17 protein-coding genes are annotated in these 18214 nt (G+C 73.1%); 11 read left to right on the forward strand and 6 right to left on the reverse strand.

The window, feature by feature from the left end:
• Positions 1-99: 99 nt before the first annotated feature.
• Positions 100-648 (forward strand): TetR/AcrR family transcriptional regulator, encoded by a 549-nt coding sequence (locus ACILRH_RS02785; RefSeq protein ID WP_395690610.1) that lies wholly within the window; start codon positions 100-102, stop codon positions 646-648.
• 135 nt (positions 649-783) lie between these two features.
• Positions 784-1581 carry a hypothetical protein gene (locus ACILRH_RS02790; protein WP_395690611.1) on the forward strand — a complete coding sequence of 266 codons (798 nt, stop codon included), beginning with the start codon at positions 784-786 and terminating at the stop codon, positions 1579-1581.
• Between the two features lie 39 nt (positions 1582-1620).
• On the opposite strand, the gene ACILRH_RS02795 is transcribed toward ACILRH_RS02790, so the two are convergent.
• Positions 1621-2436 (reverse strand): hypothetical protein, encoded by an 816-nt coding sequence (locus ACILRH_RS02795; protein WP_395690612.1) that lies wholly within the window; start codon positions 2434-2436, stop codon positions 1621-1623.
• Positions 2437-2562: 126 nt separating this feature from the next.
• Here ACILRH_RS02795 and purL point away from each other — a divergent pair, with 126 nt between their 5' ends.
• Both purL and ACILRH_RS02805 read left to right on the forward strand, forming a co-directional pair.
• Positions 2563-4803, forward strand: a complete 2241-nt coding sequence (purL, locus tag ACILRH_RS02800; RefSeq protein ID WP_395690613.1) for a phosphoribosylformylglycinamidine synthase subunit PurL — start codon at positions 2563-2565, stop codon at positions 4801-4803.
• A 179-nt stretch (positions 4804-4982) separates the two neighbouring features.
• Positions 4983-5762, forward strand: coding sequence for an alpha/beta hydrolase family protein (locus ACILRH_RS02805; RefSeq protein ID WP_395690614.1), 780 nt, complete (start codon positions 4983-4985; stop codon positions 5760-5762).
• Here ACILRH_RS02805 and ACILRH_RS02810 read toward each other — a convergent pair.
• The 3 genes from ACILRH_RS02810 to ACILRH_RS02820 are packed head-to-tail and all read right to left on the reverse strand — an operon-like array spanning position 5752 to position 7660.
• The gene (locus ACILRH_RS02810) at positions 5752-6456 is read right to left on the reverse strand and encodes a hypothetical protein (RefSeq protein WP_395690615.1); all 705 of its coding nucleotides are present in this window, start codon (positions 6454-6456) and stop codon (positions 5752-5754) included. The two genes, ACILRH_RS02805 and ACILRH_RS02810, sit on opposite strands and share 11 nt — an antisense overlap.
• Positions 6457-6473: 17 nt before the next feature.
• Positions 6474-7085, reverse strand: coding sequence for a hypothetical protein (locus ACILRH_RS02815; RefSeq protein WP_395690616.1), 612 nt, complete (start codon positions 7083-7085; stop codon positions 6474-6476).
• Positions 7086-7108: 23 nt separating this feature from the next.
• Positions 7109-7660, reverse strand: coding sequence for a helix-turn-helix domain-containing protein (locus ACILRH_RS02820; protein ID WP_395690617.1), 552 nt, complete (start codon positions 7658-7660; stop codon positions 7109-7111).
• Positions 7661-7727: 67 nt separating this feature from the next.
• Here ACILRH_RS02820 and ACILRH_RS02825 point away from each other — a divergent pair, with 67 nt between their 5' ends.
• On the forward strand, positions 7728-8366 hold the full coding sequence (locus ACILRH_RS02825) for an SAM-dependent methyltransferase (RefSeq protein ID WP_395690618.1): 639 nt from the start codon (positions 7728-7730) through the stop codon (positions 8364-8366).
• 10 nt (positions 8367-8376) lie between these two features.
• On the opposite strand, the gene ACILRH_RS02830 is transcribed toward ACILRH_RS02825, so the two are convergent.
• Positions 8377-9633, reverse strand: a complete 1257-nt coding sequence (locus tag ACILRH_RS02830; RefSeq protein WP_395690619.1) for an MFS transporter — start codon at positions 9631-9633, stop codon at positions 8377-8379.
• Positions 9634-9700: 67 nt separating this feature from the next.
• Here ACILRH_RS02830 and ACILRH_RS02835 point away from each other — a divergent pair, with 67 nt between their 5' ends.
• The 6 genes from ACILRH_RS02835 (at position 9701) to ACILRH_RS02860 (ending at position 15720) form a co-directional block, all read left to right on the forward strand.
• Entirely contained in the window at positions 9701-10312 is a 612-nt protein-coding gene (locus ACILRH_RS02835; RefSeq protein ID WP_395690620.1) for a helix-turn-helix domain-containing protein, read from the forward strand.
• On the forward strand, positions 10312-10647 hold the full coding sequence (locus ACILRH_RS02840) for a sterol carrier family protein (protein WP_395690621.1): 336 nt from the start codon (positions 10312-10314) through the stop codon (positions 10645-10647). The genes ACILRH_RS02835 and ACILRH_RS02840 overlap by 1 nt, the downstream gene beginning before the upstream one ends.
• A 225-nt stretch (positions 10648-10872) precedes the next feature.
• Positions 10873-11361: a hypothetical protein gene (locus tag ACILRH_RS02845; protein WP_395690622.1), complete on the forward strand. Its 489-nt coding sequence runs from the start codon at positions 10873-10875 to the stop codon at positions 11359-11361.
• Positions 11362-11442: 81 nt separating this feature from the next.
• The gene (locus ACILRH_RS02850) at positions 11443-12777 is read left to right on the forward strand and encodes a dipeptidase (RefSeq protein ID WP_395690623.1); all 1335 of its coding nucleotides are present in this window, start codon (positions 11443-11445) and stop codon (positions 12775-12777) included.
• 161 nt (positions 12778-12938) lie between these two features.
• A complete protein-coding gene (locus tag ACILRH_RS02855) occupies positions 12939-15242 on the forward strand; it encodes a molybdopterin cofactor-binding domain-containing protein (RefSeq protein ID WP_395690624.1) in 2304 nt (767 codons plus the stop codon).
• A 1-nt stretch (position 15243) separates the two neighbouring features.
• Complete coding sequence (locus tag ACILRH_RS02860; RefSeq protein WP_395690625.1) at positions 15244-15720, forward strand: (2Fe-2S)-binding protein; 477 nt, start codon at positions 15244-15246, stop codon at positions 15718-15720.
• A 135-nt stretch (positions 15721-15855) separates the two neighbouring features.
• Here the strand turns inward: ACILRH_RS02860 and ACILRH_RS02865 are convergent, their stop codons facing one another.
• A complete protein-coding gene (locus tag ACILRH_RS02865; RefSeq protein ID WP_395690626.1) occupies positions 15856-18207 on the reverse strand; it encodes an arylsulfatase in 2352 nt (783 codons plus the stop codon).
• Between the last annotated feature and the right edge of the window lie 7 nt (positions 18208-18214).

The following is an 18214-nucleotide window of genomic DNA, read 5'->3' on the forward strand; positions in this document are numbered from 1 at the left end:
GGTACAGTAGATCCGGAGGATGACTCCGCTTCCTGAAGAACAATACGGAGACTGTCTCCGTTTAGCAAGCCCGATGTCCGCGACGACCGGAGGAAGAACGTGCGTGCCGACGCCAGGCGCAACTACGACCGGATCGTGGAGGTCGCGCGCGAGGTGTTCCGCGAGCAGGGGTACGACGCCTCGCTCGACGAGGTCGCCAAGCGCGCCGGCGTGGGCCCGGGCACGCTCTACCGGCACTTCCCGAAGCGGGAGAACCTGCTCGACGCGATCATGCAGTCGTGGGTCGACCGGGTCACCGAGACCGCCGACAAGGCCCTCGCCTACGAGGGGCCGGACCGCGACCTGCTGCTGAACTGGTTCGAGCAGTACGTCGCGCTCATCAGCCAGCACAAGGGCGGCCCCGCCAAGCTCACCTCGGCGATGGGTGACGCCGAGTCGCCGATCCGCACGAAGTGCCAGGTCCTGGCCGACGCCAACGACCGGGTGCTCGATCGGCTGCGCAGCGACGGCGTCCTGCGCGAGGGCGTGGAGCCGGTGCAGGTGTGCCGCCTGGTCGGCGGCGTCGCGACGATCGCCGACAACAGCGACCTCGACGCCGACGCCGTGCGCCCGCTGCTCGAGGTCGTCGTCGACGGCCTGCTGACCTAGCCCCTCCGGTCCGGCCCGGCCGATCGAGCCGTCCCGCTGGCCCCGGTCGTCCCTGATTCTGGGGAGGTCCGGGGCCACGCCCGTCTCCGAGGCCCGCGGGCGCGCATGCTGCGGGGACCGGAGGAGGTGGACGCGATGACGCTGCCCGTGCGTGTCCTGCTGGTCCGCACCGTGACGCTGCTGGTCGCCGTGACTGCGGGGATCGCGCTCCTGGGGGTCGTCGGCGCCGCGCGCGCCGATGGCGCCGATGGTGCCCGCGGTGGGGTCGCCGGCTCGAGCAGCCCCGTCGCCGCCGTGCACGTCCACGCGCAGGCCTACGAGGGGCCGCGCGGCACGATCCTGGCCGGGCTGCGGGGCCGCTGCGCCCCCGGCTACCGGGTCGACGAGCTGAGGCTCGACTTCGTCCAGGGCGAGGTCACGACCCCCTCGGTGCTCGGTCAGCCGTTCCCGTGCGACCAGCGGTGGCACGAGCTGCGGGTCAGCAGCCTCGAGGCCTTCCAGCCGGGACCGGCGGCCCTGACCGCCACCGTGACGGTCGTCCGCACCGGCTCCGGCGACCGGGCGCAGGTGGCCGACGCCCGCGCCATCTACGTCCGCCCGGCCGCGCAGGTCCTGCTGGCCCGGGTCGCGCACCTGGGCGCCGACGGTGCCCTGACGGTGCCGGCGCAGGCCCGGTGCGACGCTCCCTGGGTCCTCCAGGACCTCCTCGCGAGCGCGACGCAGGGCGACGGGGTCGGGGCGCCGTCCGGCTACGCCCTCGCCGACCTCGTCTGCGACGGTCGGCTGCACCCGGTGACGTTCACGATCACGTCGGTCTCCGCGCCGTACGTGCGCGGCTGGGTCCGCCTCGACGCCTCGCTCACCCTGCTGGACCCGGACTCCTTCGACCCGGTCACCCAGGCCACGGCGACCCGGACGGCGTGGGTGCGCTGACCGCGCCCGCCCGGGTCGACGGGTCGGACGGCTGGGCGGTCAGCGGACCGAGGCGGCGATCGTGTTGATCTGCGGCCGCACGACCACGGTGTAGGTGTCGGCGATCGCGGGCTCGCGGTGCTCCTGGTGCGGGGCCACCCGGTCGGGGTGGAGGGCCACCGCCATGAACGCCTCCATGCTCGGGAAGTGGTTGAACCGCACCTGGTCCCAGCCGCGCCCGTCGCCGATGATCGTGCCCTCGACCTCGAACCAGGCGGCCGGCCGGGCGCCGTACGGGATCGCGATCGCCCCTGCGGCGTTCTGGTACTCGACCATGTCGGTCTCCGCGCCGCCCTCGTTGAAGCGCAGCACGTGGATGACCATCACGTCGCCGTCCTCGGCCGTCGGCGGGTGCGGCACCTCGGACCAGTCCGGCAGGTCGACCGGGATCGGTGGCGGCGCGAACGGCTGGCCGCCGATGACGAACGTCTGCTCCATGCCCGCCTCCTTGTGCGGGTAGAGCTCGAGGAAGTCGGGGCGGCGCTGCATCTCGATGAACGAGCGGCGGGTGGGGTACTTCACCACACCGATCCGGTCCCAGGTCGGCGCGTCGCCCAGCAACTGCACCTCGACGTCGCCGAAGAACACGACCTCTGCGCCGATCTCGGCGAGCACGTCGACCGGCGCGTACGCGTCGTCGGCCTCCCGGCCGCTCAGGGTGGTCTCCCGGCCGTCGAGGTACTCCGCGCGCTCGCGGTACTTCATCAGGTTGATCATCCAGACCGGGCCGTCCTCGTCCGGCGGCGTGGTGGCCAGCCGGACGGCGTACTCGTGGTCGACCGTGCCGAACGGCGGGTGGGCGGGGTCGGGCTTCATCGCGGTCCCTCCTGCGCAAACAATTGGCAGCGATCATGACAGTTGTCGGACGGGTGCGCCAGGGTCCGCGGGCCCGGGATCCGGAGCGGTGCCGGCCGCTGGGCACGTCGCCGGTAGATTGCTGCCGTGCTGGACACCGTCGCCGTCGCCGCCCAGGACCCCGAGCGCGAGCAGCCGTGGGCCGATCTCGGCCTCAAGGCCGACGAGTACCAGCGGATCCGCGAGATCCTCGGCCGCCGCCCCACGTCGAGCGAGCTGGCCATGTACTCGGTGATGTGGAGCGAGCACTGCTCCTACAAGAGCTCCAAGGTGCACCTCAAGCAGTTCGGCGAGCTGGCCCAGGAGACCGCGGCAGGCAAGATGCTGGCCGGGATCGGCGAGAACGCCGGCGTGCTCGACATCGGGCAGGGGTACGCCGTCACCTTCAAGATCGAGTCGCACAACCACCCGTCGTACGTCGAGCCCTACCAGGGCGCGGCCACCGGCGTCGGCGGCATCGTGCGCGACATCCTCGCGATGGGCGCCCGCCCGGTCGCGGTGATGGACCCGCTGCGCTTCGGGCCGCTGGACGCCGACGACACCCACCGGGTGCTGCCCGGGATCGTCGCGGGCGTCGGCGGCTACGGCAACTGCCTGGGCCTGCCGAACATCGGTGGCGAGGCGGTCTTCGACGACACCTACCTCGGCAACCCGCTGGTCAACGCGCTGTGCGTGGGCGTGCTGCGGCACGAGGACCTGCACCTGGCCAAGGCGAGCGGCGTCGGCAACCAGGTCATCCTCTACGGCGCGCGCACCGGCGGCGACGGCATCGGCGGCGTCTCGGTGCTGGCGTCGGAGACGTTCGACGCGGACGGCCCCGCCAAGCGACCCAGCGTCCAGGTCGGCGACCCGTTCATGGAGAAGCTGCTGATCGAGTGCACGCTCGAGATCTTCGCGGCCGGCTTGGTCGCCGGCATCCAGGACCTCGGTGGCGCCGGGCTGTCCTGCGCCACCTCCGAGCTCGCCTCGGCCGGGGACGGCGGCATGCACGTCGAGCTCGACAAGGTGCCGCTGCGCGACTCCTCGCTGGCGCCGGAGGAGATCCTCATGAGCGAGTCGCAGGAGCGGATGATGGCGGTCGTCGAGCCCGACGACGTCGCTGCGTTCCTGGCGATCTGCGCGAAGTGGGACGTCGAGGCCGTGGTCGTCGGCGAGGTGACCGACACCGGCCGGCTGGAGATCGACTGGCACGGCGAGCGCGTGGTCGACGTACCCCCGCGGTCGGTGGCGCACGACGGCCCGACCTACCACCGGGCGTTCGCTCGGCCGGACTGGCAGGACGACCTGCAGGCCGACCCCGCCGAGTCCCTGCCCCGGCCCGCGGGCGGCGACGAGCTGCGGGCCACGCTGCTGCGCCTGGCCGCGAGCCCGAACCTGTGTGACAAGTCGTGGATCACCGACCAGTACGACCGCTACGTGCAGGGCAACACCGTGCTCGCCCAACCCAGCGACAGCGGGATGATCCGGGTCGACGAGGACACCAACCTGGGCGTCGCGCTGGCCACCGACTGCAACGGGCGCTACGCCAAGCTGGACCCGTACGCCGGCGCGCAGCTCGCCCTCGCTGAGGCCTACCGCAACGTCGCGACCGGCGGCGCCCGGCCGCTCGCGGTCTCCGACTGCCTCAACTTCGGCTCGCCGGAGGACCCGGCCGTGATGTGGCAGTTCGCCGAGGCGTGCCGCGGGCTCAAGGACGGCTGCGCCGAGCTCGGCACCCCGGTGACCGGCGGGAACGTCAGCCTCTACAACCAGACCGGCGAGACCGCGATCCTGCCGACCCCGGTGGTCGCGGTGCTCGGCGTCATCGACGACGTCACGCGGCGCACGCCGTCGGCGTGGTCGGCCGTGGGGGAGCGGGTGTTCCTGCTCGGCGAGACCCGCGAGGAGCTGTCGGGCTCGGAGTGGGCGCACGTCGTCCACGGCCACCTCGGCGGGCTGCCGCCGGCGGTCGACCTCGAGGCGGAGCGCGCGCTCGCCGAGCTGCTGCGCGAGGCCGTCGGCCTGGTCACCTCCGCCCACGACCTCTCCGAGGGCGGCCTGGCCCAGGGGCTCGTCGAGTGCGTCCTGCGGCACGGCGTCGGCGTCTCGGTCGCGGTGCCGGGCGACCCGTTCGTCGGGCTCTTCAGCGAGTCGACCGCCCGGGTGCTGGTCTCGGTCGCCGACGGCGACGCCGAACGGCTGGTGGAGCTGGCCGAGCGGCACGGCGTCCCGCTGACCCCCCTCGGCGTGACCGGCGGCCCGTCGCTCGCCGTGGACGGGGAGTTCGACCTGCCGCTCGACGAGCTCCGCGCCGCCTGGACCGGCACGCTGCCCGCTGCCCTGGCCTGAGCCAGGGGTTGGATGAATCCCCGGTCAGCCGGGGATTCATCCGGGGTTGTCAGGCTCTTCATGACGTTGTCAGGGGTTGCAACGCCTGACAACGTCAGGAAGAGCCTGACCGGGTCGCCCGCCCGCACCCGCCCACCGCTTGACCAGGCCGCCATCGCGGTCGGCTCCGAACCACCACCGTGCGCCGCCGTACCCTGCTGTCCCTGCCCGCGCTCGGCGGGCTCGCCGCCGCCCTGGCGGCGTGCGGACGCGAGGAGGACCGGCCGGTGGGCGCACCACGGACGACCAGGCACGCGTACGGCGACGACCCGGCCCAGTACGCCGAGCTGACCCGCCCCGAGCGCGACGAGCGTGGGGTCGCGGTGCTGGTGCACGGCGGGTTCTGGAAGCCGCAGTACGGCATCGAGTACGCCCAGCCCCTCGTCCCCAGCCTGGTCGCGGCCGGCTGGGCCACCTGGGCGATCGAGTACCGCCGCGGCACCGGGGCGGCCGACACGCTCGCCGACGTCCGGGCCGCGATCGACGCGCTGCCGGTGGCGGCCGACGTCGTCGTCGGGATCGGCCACTCCGCCGGCGGCCACCTGGTCACCTGGGCCGCCCACGGCGGCGGGCTGACCCACGTGGTCAGCCAGGCCGGCGTGCTCGACCTGCGGGCGGCGTACGACGACGGGCTCGGTGGCGGAGCGGTCGAGCTGTTCCTCGGCCACCCGCCGGGGCGGGCCGACGCGGCCGTCGACCCGGTGCGGATGCTGCCGCTCGGCCTGCCGCTGTGGTGCGTGCACGGCCGCGCCGACGACGTCGTGCCGCCGAGCCAGTCGCAGACCTACGTGCAGGCGGCCCGTGCGGCGGGTGACCCGGCGGAGCTGGTCGAGGTCGACGGCGACCACTTCGCGGTGGTGGACCCCGGCTCCGACGCCTGGGCGCGTCAGCTGCGGATCCTCGACGGCCTCAGCGGCTGAGCACCGAGATCTTCTGCCAGATCTTGCGCGACATCCCCAGCGTGAGCTCCTCGATGGTGCTGACCGTCTCCAGCACGACCGCGTCGCGTGACTCCTCGGCGCACAGCGCCGCCGTCTTGCCGATCAGGCTGAGCAGCTCGGAGCAGTAGTTGAGGTAGCGCTCCATCTCGTCGCGATCCAGGTCCGGGTCGTCGCTGGAGCTGGTGGGGGCGAAGCCGGGCCGCAGCCGTTCGGGGTCCTTGGTCAGCTGGTGCATGTCCACGATGTGCGCCAGCGACCGGAGCCGGTGCAGGAGGTCGAGCAGGTCGCCGCGCTGCAGCCGCTCGGGGAAGGAGTAGAGGAAGAACACCGCGATCGCGGCGAACACCAGGTCGTTGACCGTGCTCTCGATCAGCGGTAGCCAGTCCAGGCCGTCGGGTCCCTGGTCGCCGACCGCGGCGCGGGCGGCCAGCCACAGGGCGACCACGGTCGCGGCGATGATCGCCGCGATGAGCACCCGGGACACCACGCGGGTGGTGCGGATGCGGCCGCGCACGAGCGACCCGGTGGACCGCACCTCGTCGACCAGCCCCAGCAGCGCGTCGGCCACGTGCACCAGGTTGCGGTCGGCGAACCGCTCCGCGATCCGGCTCCGCAGCCGGGCCACGGTCTCGGCGACCGGTGCGCCGGCGAGCGTGTCGAGCGAGTACGCCACGGGCGCACGCTAGCGCGTCAGGTGCGCCCGACGTGCTCGGCGAGCCGGACGGCCGCGTGCAGCACCAGGTCGGCCAGGTCGGGGTCGGTGACCGCCTGCTCCGGCGCCATGCCGAAGGTCAGGGCCGCCGGCTGGGTCAGCCACGCCCACGCCCGCCAGGGGTCCATCCGCGCGGCCAGGAGCGGCTCGAGCAGCGGGGCGACGTCGGGCCGCACCTCGCCGTCCGGGCCCAGCTGGAAGCCGGGCACCACGACCCCGTCGTCCACGGGTACGACGAGCAGCCGGTGCGTCTGCGCCGCCTTGTGCACCGCGAACCTGGTGGCCTCGGTCGAGGCCCCGCGCAGCTCGCCGAGCGTCTCGTAGGTGAACCACCGGGTGGCGAGCAGCTGGGTCCGCAGCCGTGCCTGCCGCGCGACGAGCACCAGCTGGACAGGCACCCCACGCCCCGGCTCGTCGCCCTGGCTGCGCAGCGCGGCCTCGAGCTCGGCGACCCGGCCCGGCTCGGTCCACACGGCCCGCCCGTCGGCGTCGCGGGTGAAGGTCGGCAGGCCCGCCTCGCCGAGCGCGTCGGCCAGGCCGAGACCCTCCAGCCAGCTCGCCAGCCGCTCGCCGTCGTCGTCCTGCGTCACGCCCCCCAGCCTGCCGCACCCGTTCAGCGCACGTGCATCCGCCCCCCCTGCGGACCGAAGAGCCCGAGGACCTCCGCCGGGTGCGGGCCGGTGTTGCCCAGCCAGTGCGGCGTCCGGGTGTCGAACTCGACCACCTCGCCCGGCCCGAGGTCGAGGTCACGGTCACCGACGAGGAGGCGCAGCCGACCGGACAGGACGTAGAGCCACTCGTACCCCTCGTGCGTCGCGAGACGTGGGACGTCGTCGGGCCGGGCCGGCAGCACGATCTTGTAGGCCTGCAGCCCGCCCGGCCGGCGAGTCAGCGGCAGGTAGGTCCGGCCGTGCCGGCGGACCGGTCGCATCTGCACCCGCGGGTCGCCGGTGGCCGGTGCGTCGACCAGCTCGTCGAGCGAGACCCGGTGCGCGCGGGCGAGCGGCAGCAGCTGCTCGAGCGTGGGCCGGCGCCGGCCCGACTCCAGCCGCGACAGCGTGCTCACCGAGATGCCGGTCTCGTCGGCGAGCTCGCGCAGCGTCAGGCCGCGGTCCTGGCGCAGCGTCCGCAGCCGGGGACCGACCTGCACCAGCTCCTCCGTCATCCGAGCAGTTTGCCAGGACGGCAACGCGAGTCGTCATCTGGCAACGGGTCGGACCATCCTGGACGGCATGAGCCACGAGGTGACCCCGGAGATGTTCGAGCAACCGTCCTGGGACGAGCGGTACGCCGGCCCCGACCGCGTCTGGAGCGGTCGGCCCAACGCGGTGCTGGTGGCGGAGGCGGCCGGTCTGCGCCCGGGTCGCGCCCTCGACCTCGGCTGCGGCGAGGGTGGCGACGCGATCTGGCTCGCCGAGCAGGGCTGGGAGGTCACGGCCGTGGACTTCTCCGAGACCGGCCTGGCGCGGGCGGCCGAGCACGCGACCGAGCGCGGCGTCGCGGAGCGCATCACCTGGCAGCACGCCGACCTGCGCACCTGGATGCCGCAGCGCGCGGCGTACGACCTGGTCACCTCGCACTTCCTGCACCTGCTCGACGGCGGCATGGTCGAGGCGACCCGCCGGATGGCGGACGCCGTCGCGCCGGGTGGGACGCTGCTGGTCGTCGGCCACCACCCCGACGACGCCCACACCGGTCTGCGGTGGTCCGCACCCGGTGTCCTCTTCACCGCAGACGACCTGCTCCCGGCCGTGGACCCGGAGCGGTTCGACGTCCGCGCCGAGGCGCGTCGCCGTGCCGAGGGCGGGCACGGCCACGGCCACGAGGAGCAGACGGTCACCGACGCGGTGCTGGTCGCGGTCCGCCGCTAGCCCTCGCGCCTCAGGCCGCGGCCGGGAGAGGGTCCGCGGCGTCGGGCACCTCCCACCGGTCCGGGCGGGGCACCGCCCGGACGGAGGCGGACAGCGTCGGGATTAGCGCGACCAGAGCGGTGAGGCCGCCGAGCAGCAGGATCGCCGCCGCTCCTCCCGCCGTGGTGAGCAGCACTCCCGCGACGACCGGTGCGAGCGGGAGCATCGACATCGAGACGAACTGGGTGGTCGACTGCACCCGGCCGAGCAGCTCCGGCGGCGTGACGGCGACCCGGTAGGATCCGATCCCCGCGTTGCCGGCCGGGTTGAGCAGCAGGCCCAGGCCCAGCGCCGCGGCGACGACCGCCGGCTGGCTCCACAGCGCCATCGGCACGACGAGCGGAAGGAACGACCAGGCGATCGCCACGGTCAGGCGGCCGGTCGGCACCCGGTCGATCACCCACGGCGCGAGGATGGCGCCGACGATGCCCGCGACGCCCGCGGCGGTCTCGACCAGGCCGATCTGGAACGCCGGGACGCCCGCCTCGACCATGCGCAGCACGGCGACGAAGAAGAGTGCGTTCACCGTCAGGTTGGTCAGGGCGCTCCAGACGGTGAGCACCCGGAAGAACGGCCGTGACCACACGAACCGCATGCCCTCGGTGAGCTCGGCGACCGGGCGCCGGGTCCCGGTGCGGGCGGGCGGGGTCAGGTCGCTGCGGATCCGGCCGAGCAGCACCCAGCTCACCGCGAACGACACCGCGTCCGCGACGAACGGCAGCCAGCGGGTGATGCTGTAGAGCAGACCGCCGAGGGGAGCACTGACCAGCGAGGCGACGTGCTGGCGGGCCTGCTGCTGGCTCAGCGCCGTCGGCAGCTCCTCGCGCCGCACGACCGCACGCACCGCGGCCATCTCGGCCGGGGCGAAGAGCCCGGCGCCCACACCGGTCAGCAGGGCGGTGCCCAGCAGGTGCGGGAGGGTGATGGTGCCGGCGATGCCGGCCACGGCCAGCGCCGCGTAGAGCAGCACCCCGGCGCCACTGGCGACCCGCATGATCCGCCGCCGGTCGACCCGGTCGGCGAGCACGCCCGCCGGCAGCAGCGCACCGGCGAGCCCGAGCAGGTGCAGGGCCTCGCTGGCCGCGGCGAGCAGCGCCGAGCCGGTGAGGGCGTAGGTGAGCAGCGGGAAGACGAACATCGTCATCCGGCTGCCGATCTCCGAGATGGTCTGGCCGGTCCAGAGCGCGGTGAAGTCGCGGTTGCGGGCCAGGGTGCGGTACGACGACATGCCCGCACCATATGTTGCGCAATAACTGTTGCGCAATAGTGCGTGCGAGATTCGCTACGCTGGTGCCATGGCGACGTACGACGACCCGCGGGTCCTCCGCGCGATCGCGCACCCGACCCGCAACCGGATCCTGTCCGAGCTCTCCGCGGCCGGCCCGCTGCGGGCCGCCGACATCGCCCGGCTGCTCGACGTGCCCGCCAACCAGGCCAGCTTCCACCTGCGGCAGCTGGCAAAGTACGGCCTGGTCGAGGAGGCGCCCGACGAGGCGCGGGACCGCCGCGACCGGGTCTGGCGGCTGGTCGACCCCGAGGGGATCAGCTTCCGCACCCGCGACATGCTCGAGCAGCCGGGGGGCCGGGCGGCGTACGCCGTCTTCCAGCGCAACGCGGTCGCCTGGGGCCACCACCTGGTCGACCGGGCCCTCGAGCCGGAGCCGGAGGGCGGGCGCCGCAAGAGCGTCTCGGAGTACACGCTGCGGCTGACCGCCGACGAGTCGGACGCGCTGATGCGCGAGGTCGGCGAGGTCGTCGAGCGGTGGCGCACGGCCAACCAGGCGCCCGGCGGCGACCAGGCGGCGGGCGACGACCGGCTGACCTACTCGGTCTACCAGCTCATCCAGCCCTACCCCGGTCCGGTGGGCATCGAGGCCGAGGCCGACCTCGATGCCGAGGAGGACTGATGCCCGCCCGCCTGCGGGTGGCGACGCCCGCCGAGGTCGCGGCCGCCCGCGAGAGCGGCGACCTGCGGCTGCTCACCAAGCACTTCCTCGCGGTCCTCGAGCAGCGGGCGCCCGGCCGGTCGGTGGAGGTGCGGGTGCCGCCGTACGCCGCCGTGCAGGTCGTCGAGGGCGTCCGGCACACCCGCGGGACGCCGCCGGCGGTGGTCGAGATGGACCCCCCGACCTGGGTCGCGCTCGCGACCGGCGACCTCGCCTGGGCCGACGCCGAGGCATCCGGCCGGGTCCGCGCCAGCGGCGAGCGGGCCGACCTGGCGCCGTACCTGCCCCTGGCGTAGGCCGGCCGGGGTCCCATCTGTCGCCGTTTCACCATGGTCTGTGGGTGAACCTGCACCTCCCATGGTGGGCAGGCCGTGGGACGTGCGGTTTCGCCTGCATCCCCTGGTGAACCTGTGGCGTGAGCGGCCCGGCCGCCGTTGCAGCTTCCTGCAGGCACCGGGAGGGCGGGAGCGAGCCGGGAACCCTCGCGGCATCGACCGACCCACTCCCTGCAGGAGGATGACGTGAGACGACTCATCGGGACCCTGGCCCTGGTGCTGCTGGCACCCGTGCTCTCGACCACCGCCGTGGCGAGCGGCGCCGTGACCGGCGCGGCGGACGCGGCCACCTCGCCGGCGGCTCGCGCTGCCGCCCCGTGCTACGGCTACGTCTACAAGCTCAAGCACTTCAAGAAGGACGACACGGTCCGGATGAAGTACTGGATCTACTGCGACCACTCCGTCGACTACATCCAGACCCGGGCGTTCCTCCGCCAGGGCGACCGCTTCAAGTACGCCCGCAACGTGTGCCGCAACACCTGGGTCTGCTCGGCGAGCGCCCGGATGAAGGACATCCCCGGCAGCCAGCTCTACACCGTTCGGGCCGTCGAGGGCGGCGACCTCGCCGACGTCGCCTACGTGCGCAACGGCAGCCATGGCCTGTGGTCCTGCGGCGGCGGGGCGGTCGGCTGGGGCGACCCGATGAAGTGCACCGGGGCCGGCCGCTACTGGTGACCGGCAGCACGAGGCGGGACCCGACGGGCGACCCGCTCGCCCGTTGGGCCCCGGTCACAGCGGTGTCATAGGTTGGCCCGCATGAGCGACCTCCGCGACCGCGTCCAGTCCGTCCTGCCCGGCATCCGGCGGGACCTGGAGGATCTGGTCCGCATCGAGTCCGTCAGCGCCGACCCCGCGCGCCACGGCGAGGTGCAGCGCTCGGCCGAGGCGGTGGCGGAGCTGTTCCGCGCCGAGGGCTTCGACAGCGTCGACATCGTGCGCGTCGAGGGTGGCCTGCCCGCGGTGATCGCGCAGAAGGCCGGACCGGAGGGCGCGCCGACGGTGCTGCTCTACGCCCACCACGACGTGCAGCCCGAGAACGACCACGCGGACTGGGACTCCCCGCCGTTCGAGCCCACCGAGCGCGGCGACCGGCTCTACGGCCGCGGCGCGGCCGACGACAAGGCCGGCATCGCCGCCCACCTCGGTGCGCTGCGCGTGCACGGGGCCGACCTGCCGGTGAACGTCACGATGTTCATCGAGGGCGAGGAGGAGATCGGCTCCGAGACGCTCTCGGCCCTCCTGCACGAGCACCAGGAGCGGCTGAAGGCCGACGTCATCGTCATCGCCGACTCCGGCAACTGGGACATCGGCGTCCCGGCCCTGACCACCAGCCTGCGCGGTCTGGTGCGGCTCGACGTCGAGGTCCGCACGCTCACCCACGCCGTCCACTCCGGCATGTGGGGCGGGCTGGTGCCCGACGCCCTGATGGCCCTCGCCCGCCTGCTCAGCACACTCCACGACGACGAGGGCAACGTCGCCGTCGAGGGGCTGCACGCGGGGCCGGCCGCCGACGTGGAGTACCCCGAGGAGCGGCTGCGCGCGGAGTCCGGCGCCGCCCCGGGCATCGAGTGGATCGGCAGCGGCTCGACGGTCGAGCGGCTCTGGACCAAGCCGGCGATCAGCATCACCGGGCTCGACGCGCCGAAGGTCGCCGGCGCGAGCAACACGCTGGTCCCCGCCGCCCGCGCCCGCATCTCGATGCGGATCGCCCCGGGCGACACGACCGAGCACGCGCTCGACTGCCTGGTGCGCCACCTGGAGTCCCACGTCCCCTGGGGCGCCACGCTGACGCACACGCTGGTCGACACCGGCGAGGCCACGCAGATCGACGCGACCGGACCGGCGTACGACGCCGCGCGGTCGGCGTTCGCCGAGGCCTGGGACGGCGTCGCCCCGGTCGACATGGGCGTCGGCGGGTCCATCCCGTTCATCGCCGAGTTCCTCGAGGCCTTCCCCGAGGCCAGCGTCCTGGTGACCGGCGTCGAGGACCCTGACACCCGCGCCCACGGTGCCAACGAGGGCCTCCACCTCGCGGAGTTCGAGCGGGTCGTGCTCGCCGAGGCGCTGCTGCTGCGCAACCTCGTGCAGTGAATGAATCCCCGGTCAGCCGGGGAAACCTGACGTTGTCAGGGGTTGCAACCCCCGACAACGTCAGGAAGAGCCTGACAACCCCGGATGAATCCCCGGTCAGCCGGGGATTCATCCACCCACCCACCCCGTGACGGCGGTCACGCTGCGTCGTTGAGACCGGCGTGACGACGGAGCAGGCACGGGTCGAGGTCGGCAGGCGCACGTTCGTGGGGTTCGTGCTGGCAGGGACGACCCTGGTCGCCGCGGCCGACCTGGGGCTCGCGCCACCCGCCGGGGCGGTGCCCGGCACCCCGCAGCCCGCGGAGCTCTACGACCTCAACGACTTCCTCACCGAGGTCGCGATGCCGACCGCGAACCTGATCACGGTCACCGTGCACGAGGACGGCACCGCCTCCTTCGCGCTCCCACGGATGGAGGTCGGGCAGGGCATCACCACCTCGACCGCGATGCTGGTCGCCGAGGAGCTCGAGCTGCCGCTGGACCGGGTGCGCGTCACGCTGGCCGACGCCCGTCCCGAGCTGGTGTGGAACCAGCTGACGGGCGGCTCCAACACCACCATCTCGACGTACACACCCGTCCGGGTCGCCGCGGCCGTCGCCAAGCAGGCGCTGCTCGAGGCCGCGGCGATCCAGCTCGGCGACACCGTGGCCAACCTGGTCGCCCGGGGCGGCGTCATCCAGGCGCCGGGCGGCCGCTCCGCGACGTACGGCGAGCTCGCCCGCGCCGCCGCCACCAGCACCCCCCGCGCCGTCGACGTCCGGCTCAAGGACCCGCGCGAGTTCCGCGTGGTCGGGACGGGTCAGGGGCGGATCGACGCCCTCGACGCGGTCACCGGTCGCAAGCAGTACGCGACCGACCTGCACGTCCCGGGCGCGCTGCCGACGATGGTCTGCCGGGCACCCACGCTCAACGGCACCCCGAAGCGCCTGCGCAACCGGCGAGCCGTCCTGGCGATGCCGGGCGTGACCGACGTGGCGCTGGTCGACTCCGGTGTCGCGGTCCGGGCGCGGACCTTCGGGCAGTGCATCGACGCGATCCGGGCGATGCGCGTTGACTGGGCCGACGGCCCGGTGGCCGGGCTCTCCGATGCCGACGTCGTGCGCGAGCTGCGGTCCGCCGAGGTGCCGATGCCGAGCCTCCCCGACACCCCGCTGGCGCAGACCCTCGAGCTCGACGTGCTCTTCTACTTCCGCAGCAACTCGGCGATGGACACCAACTCGGCGATCGCCGACGTCCGCGACGACCGGGCGGAGATCTGGAGCGGCCTGAAGTCGCCGATCACGGCGCAGGAGCGGATCGCGGAAGCGCTCGGCCTGACCCCGGACCGGGTGACCGTCCACGTGGTCCAGGGCGGCGGCTCGTTCGGCCGGCGGCTGTTCTTCGACGGCGCGCTGGAGGCCGCGAAGATCTCCCAAGCGATGGGCAAGCCGGTCAAGCTGATGTGGCACCGCGCCGACGACGCCCGCGTCGGCCGCACCCACCCGATGGCCACCAGCAGGGTGCGCGCCGTGCACGCGGCCGGGCAGGTGCTGGCCTTCCAGCAGTCGCACACGAGCGTGGAGACCGACTTCCGGCACGGCCTCGGCGAGCTCATCACCGCCCGCGCCGCCGACCTGCCGACCGGCCTGGGCAACCTCGGCTTCGCCGAGACGGTCTTCGAGCTGACCCAGGAGGTGCCCTACGACTTCGGTGCGATCGTGCAGACGCTGGTCGAGACCGACGACCGCTTCAACACCGGCAGCATGCGCAACATCTACTCACCCGACGTACGCGCCGCCGGTGAGCTGATGGTCGACCGCCTCGCGGAGGCGATGGGCCAGGACCCGTACGCCTTCCGGCGCGCGCACCTGCGCGACGCGCGGGTGCGGGGCGTGCTGGACGCGGTCGCGCAGGCCGGTCGCTGGGGCCGGTCGATGCCGGCCGGCACCGCCCAGGGCATCGCGATCCACAAGGAGTACAAGGGCGCCAGCGCCTGTCTCGTGGAGATCGACTGCCGCCCGGCGCAGACCGGGCGGGACATCCGCGACGGGGTGGGCGGTCCGCGGATCACGAAGGTGGTCTTCGCCATCGACGTCGGCCTGGTAGTCAACCCGCGGGGCCTGGAGGCGCAGATGCAGGGCGGCATCAACGACGGCATCGCGCTCGCGCTGACCTCCAGCCTGCACCTGCGCGACGGCCACTTCCTCGAGGCCAGCTGGGACAACTACTTCTACACGCGGCAGTGGAACACCCCGCCGGAGGTGGAGGTGATCGTGGTGCCGTCCGACAGCGGCCAGCCAGGCGGCGCCGGGGAGGCGGGCGTCGCGGCGACCTTCGCCGCGGTCGCCTGCGCCTACGCGCGGGCGGTGGGGACGGTGCCGTCGTACTTCCCGGTCAACCACCGCGACCCGCTGCGGTTCCGCCCGAAGCCGACCGTCCCCCCGATCCCGCAGTCGCCCACCAACGGCCTGAAGAAGGTGTACTGACGTGCCCAAGCAGACCTTCCGCCTCAACGGCCGCACCGTCACCGTCGACGTCCACCCCGACGTGCGGGTGCTCTGGGTGCTGCGCGACCTGCTCGGCGTCACCGGCCCGAAGTACGGCTGCGGCATCAACGTCTGCAAGGCGTGCACCTCGCACGTCAACGGCAAGGCCTTCAACCCGTGCTCCGTGCGCGTCGGCGACCTCTCCCCGTCCGACGAGGTGACGACGATCGAGGGCCTGCCGGCCACCGTCGGCGCCGCGCTGCACCCGATGCAGCAGGCATGGCTCGACCGCGACGTCGCCCAGTGCGGCTACTGCCAGCCCGGCCAGATCATGGCGGCGGTCGCCCTGGTGCGGAAGGTACGCCGGGAGAGCCGCTCGATCACCGACGCCGACCTCGACGCCATCCGCAACATCTGTCGGTGCGGCACCTACACCCGGATCCGCGAGGCCATCGCCCAGGGCGAGCGGGCGATGTAGGCGGCTGGGCCGTCGCGGGTCCGTTCCGTTCAATTGCTGGGAAATGCGCCGGCTACCCGGCCGTAGGCGGCGCAATTCCCAACAATTGAACGCTCACGACCCGCAACCCGACCCCCACCCGCACCGACCCGAGGCCTACTGCTTGCCCATCGCCAGCCGCAGCCGGTCCTCCGGCCGGATCAGGTGATCGTGGGAGTCCTGGCCGATGCTGAGCTGGACCCAGTCGATCCGGCCGGTGAAGGCGTTGCCGGTCGGGCCGTAGTCGGGGGAGGCCGGCGAGCCGCTGTCGCTCCCCACGTCGCACGCCTCGTCGGCTGAGAAGCCCATCGGCTCGGTGTGCTCGACCCGTCCCGATCCGACGGGCGCACCGTCGACGTAGAGCGTCACGTCGCCGCCGAGCGCGAGCCCGCCGCCGTCGTACGCGAACTCCATGCGCACCTGCTGCGGCCCGGGCGCGAGCGGCTGCTCGGAGGCGGTGATGAAGTACTGGATGCCGAAGAAGTTGTAGCAGTACTTCAGGAGGCCCTCGTGGACGTAGAGCGTCCAGCCGCCGACCGAGCCGCCCTGGGTGACGATGACGCCGGCGGCGCCGTTCTCGGGGACGTCGATGGCGGCGGTGACGGAGTGTGACTTGTTCTTCATGTTGAGGATGCACCACTCCGAGACCCGCATGCCGGGGAACAGCAGCTGGGTGTCGCCCTGGATCACCTGCGGCCGCCCGGCGATATCGGGGTTGATCCGCTCGGCGAGGCGGTCGTCCATCGGCAGGACGCCGTACTTGACCGCCTCGATCAGCCAGAGCCGCTGCAGGTGGGCCAGTCGCTCGGGCTGCTCCGCGGCCAGGTCGTGTGCCTGGGTCCAGTCGTCGGGGGCGTAGAGCTCCCAGACGTCGTCGTCGAACGCCGGCGGCTTGTCGACCGTCCAGGGCGTCTTGTGCTTGGTGACCGCGGTCCAGCCCTGGTGGTAGATCCCGCGGTTGCCCATCATCTCGAAGTACTGCACCGTGTGGGTCTCCGGCGCGTCCGCGGCACGCAGCGTCCCCAGCATGCTGACGCCCTCGAACGGCGCCTGCTGCACGCCGTTGACCACGGCCGGTGCGGGGAGGCCGGCCGCCTCCAGGATCGTCGGGGCGATGTCGATGACGTGGTGGAACTGGCTGCGCACGGCGCCCCGGTCGGTGACCGACCGCGGCCAGTGCACGATCGTGCCGTTGCGGGTGCCGCCCCAGTGCGAGGCGACCTGCTTGGTCCACTGGTACGGCGCGCACATCGCGTGCGCCCAGCCGACCGAGTAGTGGTTGTAGGCGGCCGGGGTGCCGAAGTCGTCGATCTTCGACAGCAGGAACTCGACGCTCTCGATCCCGGGCATGCCGTTGAGCGTGGTCATCTCGTTGAAGGCGCCGTTGACGGTGCCCTCGGCGGACGCGCCGTTGTCGCCGATGATGTAGAAGACCAGGGTGTCGTCGAGCACCCCGAGGTCGGCGATCGCGTCGACCAGGCGGCCGACCTCGTGGTCGGTCTGCTCCAGGAAGCCGGCGTAGATCTCCATCTGCCGGGCCAGGACCGGCTTCAGCTCGTCGGGCATGTCGTCCCACGCCGGGATCTCGTCGTGGCGGGCGGTCAGCTCGGCGTCGGCAGGCAGCACGCCGAGCTCCTTCTGCCGCGCGACGGTGCGCTCGCGCAGCACGTCCCAGCCCTCGTCGAACCGTCCGCGATAGCGGTCCGACCACTCCTCGGGCACGTGGTGCGGCGCGTGCGTGGCGCCGGGCGCGAAGTACATGAAGAACGGCTTGTCCGGCATCAGCGCCTTCTGCTGGCGCACCCAGGTGATCGCCCGGTCGGCGAGGTCCTCGGTGAGCGTGTAGCCCTCCTCCGGCGTGCGCGGCGGCTCGACCGGCGTGGTTCCCTCGTAGAGGCCGGGGTAGTACTGGTTGGCCTCGCCGCCGACGAAGCCGTAGAAGTACTCGAAGCCGGAGCCGGTCGGCCACTGGTCGAACGGCCCCACCGGCGTCACCTGCCAGGCCGGCACCTCGTGACACTTGCCGAACTGGGCGGTGGAGTAGCCGTTGAGCTTCAGCGTCTCGGCGATCGGCGCCTTGTCCTTGGGGCGCACGCTGTTGTTGCCCGGCGCCGCGGTCGCCATCTCGGTGATCGCGCCCATGCCGACCGAGTGGTGGTTGCGGCCGGTCAGCAGCGCCTGCCGGGTCGGCGCGCACAGCGCCGTGGTGTGGAACCGGTTGAGCCGTACCCCGTCAGCCGCGAGCCGCTCCGCCGTGGGGGTGGCACACGGGCCGCCGAAGGCCGTCGAGGCGCCGAAGCCGACGTCGTCGAGCAGCACCACGAGCACGTTCGGCGCACCGGCCGGCGGTCGCAGCGCCCGCATCGGGGGGTACGCCGTGTCCGGGTCCTTGGCGTCGTACGTCGTCAGCCCGACGTGCTGCTCGTCCAGCATCGGCAGGATCGCCCGCCGTACCAGGTCGTCGTCCACCCTCGTC

Source organism: Nocardioides sp., assembly GCF_044226765.1.
Lineage (GTDB): Bacteria > Actinomycetota > Actinomycetes > Propionibacteriales > Nocardioidaceae > Nocardioides.

Excerpts from the sequence above, each read along its gene's own strand:
- ACILRH_RS02790 (WP_395690611.1), top strand. The coding sequence starts at position 784 with ATGACGCTGCCCGTGCGTGTCCTGCTGGTCCGCACCGTGACGCTGCTG.
- ACILRH_RS02795 (WP_395690612.1), bottom strand. The coding sequence starts at position 2,436 with ATGAAGCCCGACCCCGCCCACCCGCCGTTCGGCACGGTCGACCACGAG.
- ACILRH_RS02820 (WP_395690617.1), bottom strand. The coding sequence starts at position 7,660 with ATGACGGAGGAGCTGGTGCAGGTCGGTCCCCGGCTGCGGACGCTGCGC.
- ACILRH_RS02825 (WP_395690618.1), top strand. The coding sequence starts at position 7,728 with ATGAGCCACGAGGTGACCCCGGAGATGTTCGAGCAACCGTCCTGGGAC.
- ACILRH_RS02830 (WP_395690619.1), bottom strand. The coding sequence starts at position 9,633 with ATGTCGTCGTACCGCACCCTGGCCCGCAACCGCGACTTCACCGCGCTC.
- ACILRH_RS02835 (WP_395690620.1), top strand. The coding sequence starts at position 9,701 with ATGGCGACGTACGACGACCCGCGGGTCCTCCGCGCGATCGCGCACCCG.
- ACILRH_RS02840 (WP_395690621.1), top strand. The coding sequence starts at position 10,312 with ATGCCCGCCCGCCTGCGGGTGGCGACGCCCGCCGAGGTCGCGGCCGCC.
- ACILRH_RS02850 (WP_395690623.1), top strand. The coding sequence starts at position 11,443 with ATGAGCGACCTCCGCGACCGCGTCCAGTCCGTCCTGCCCGGCATCCGG.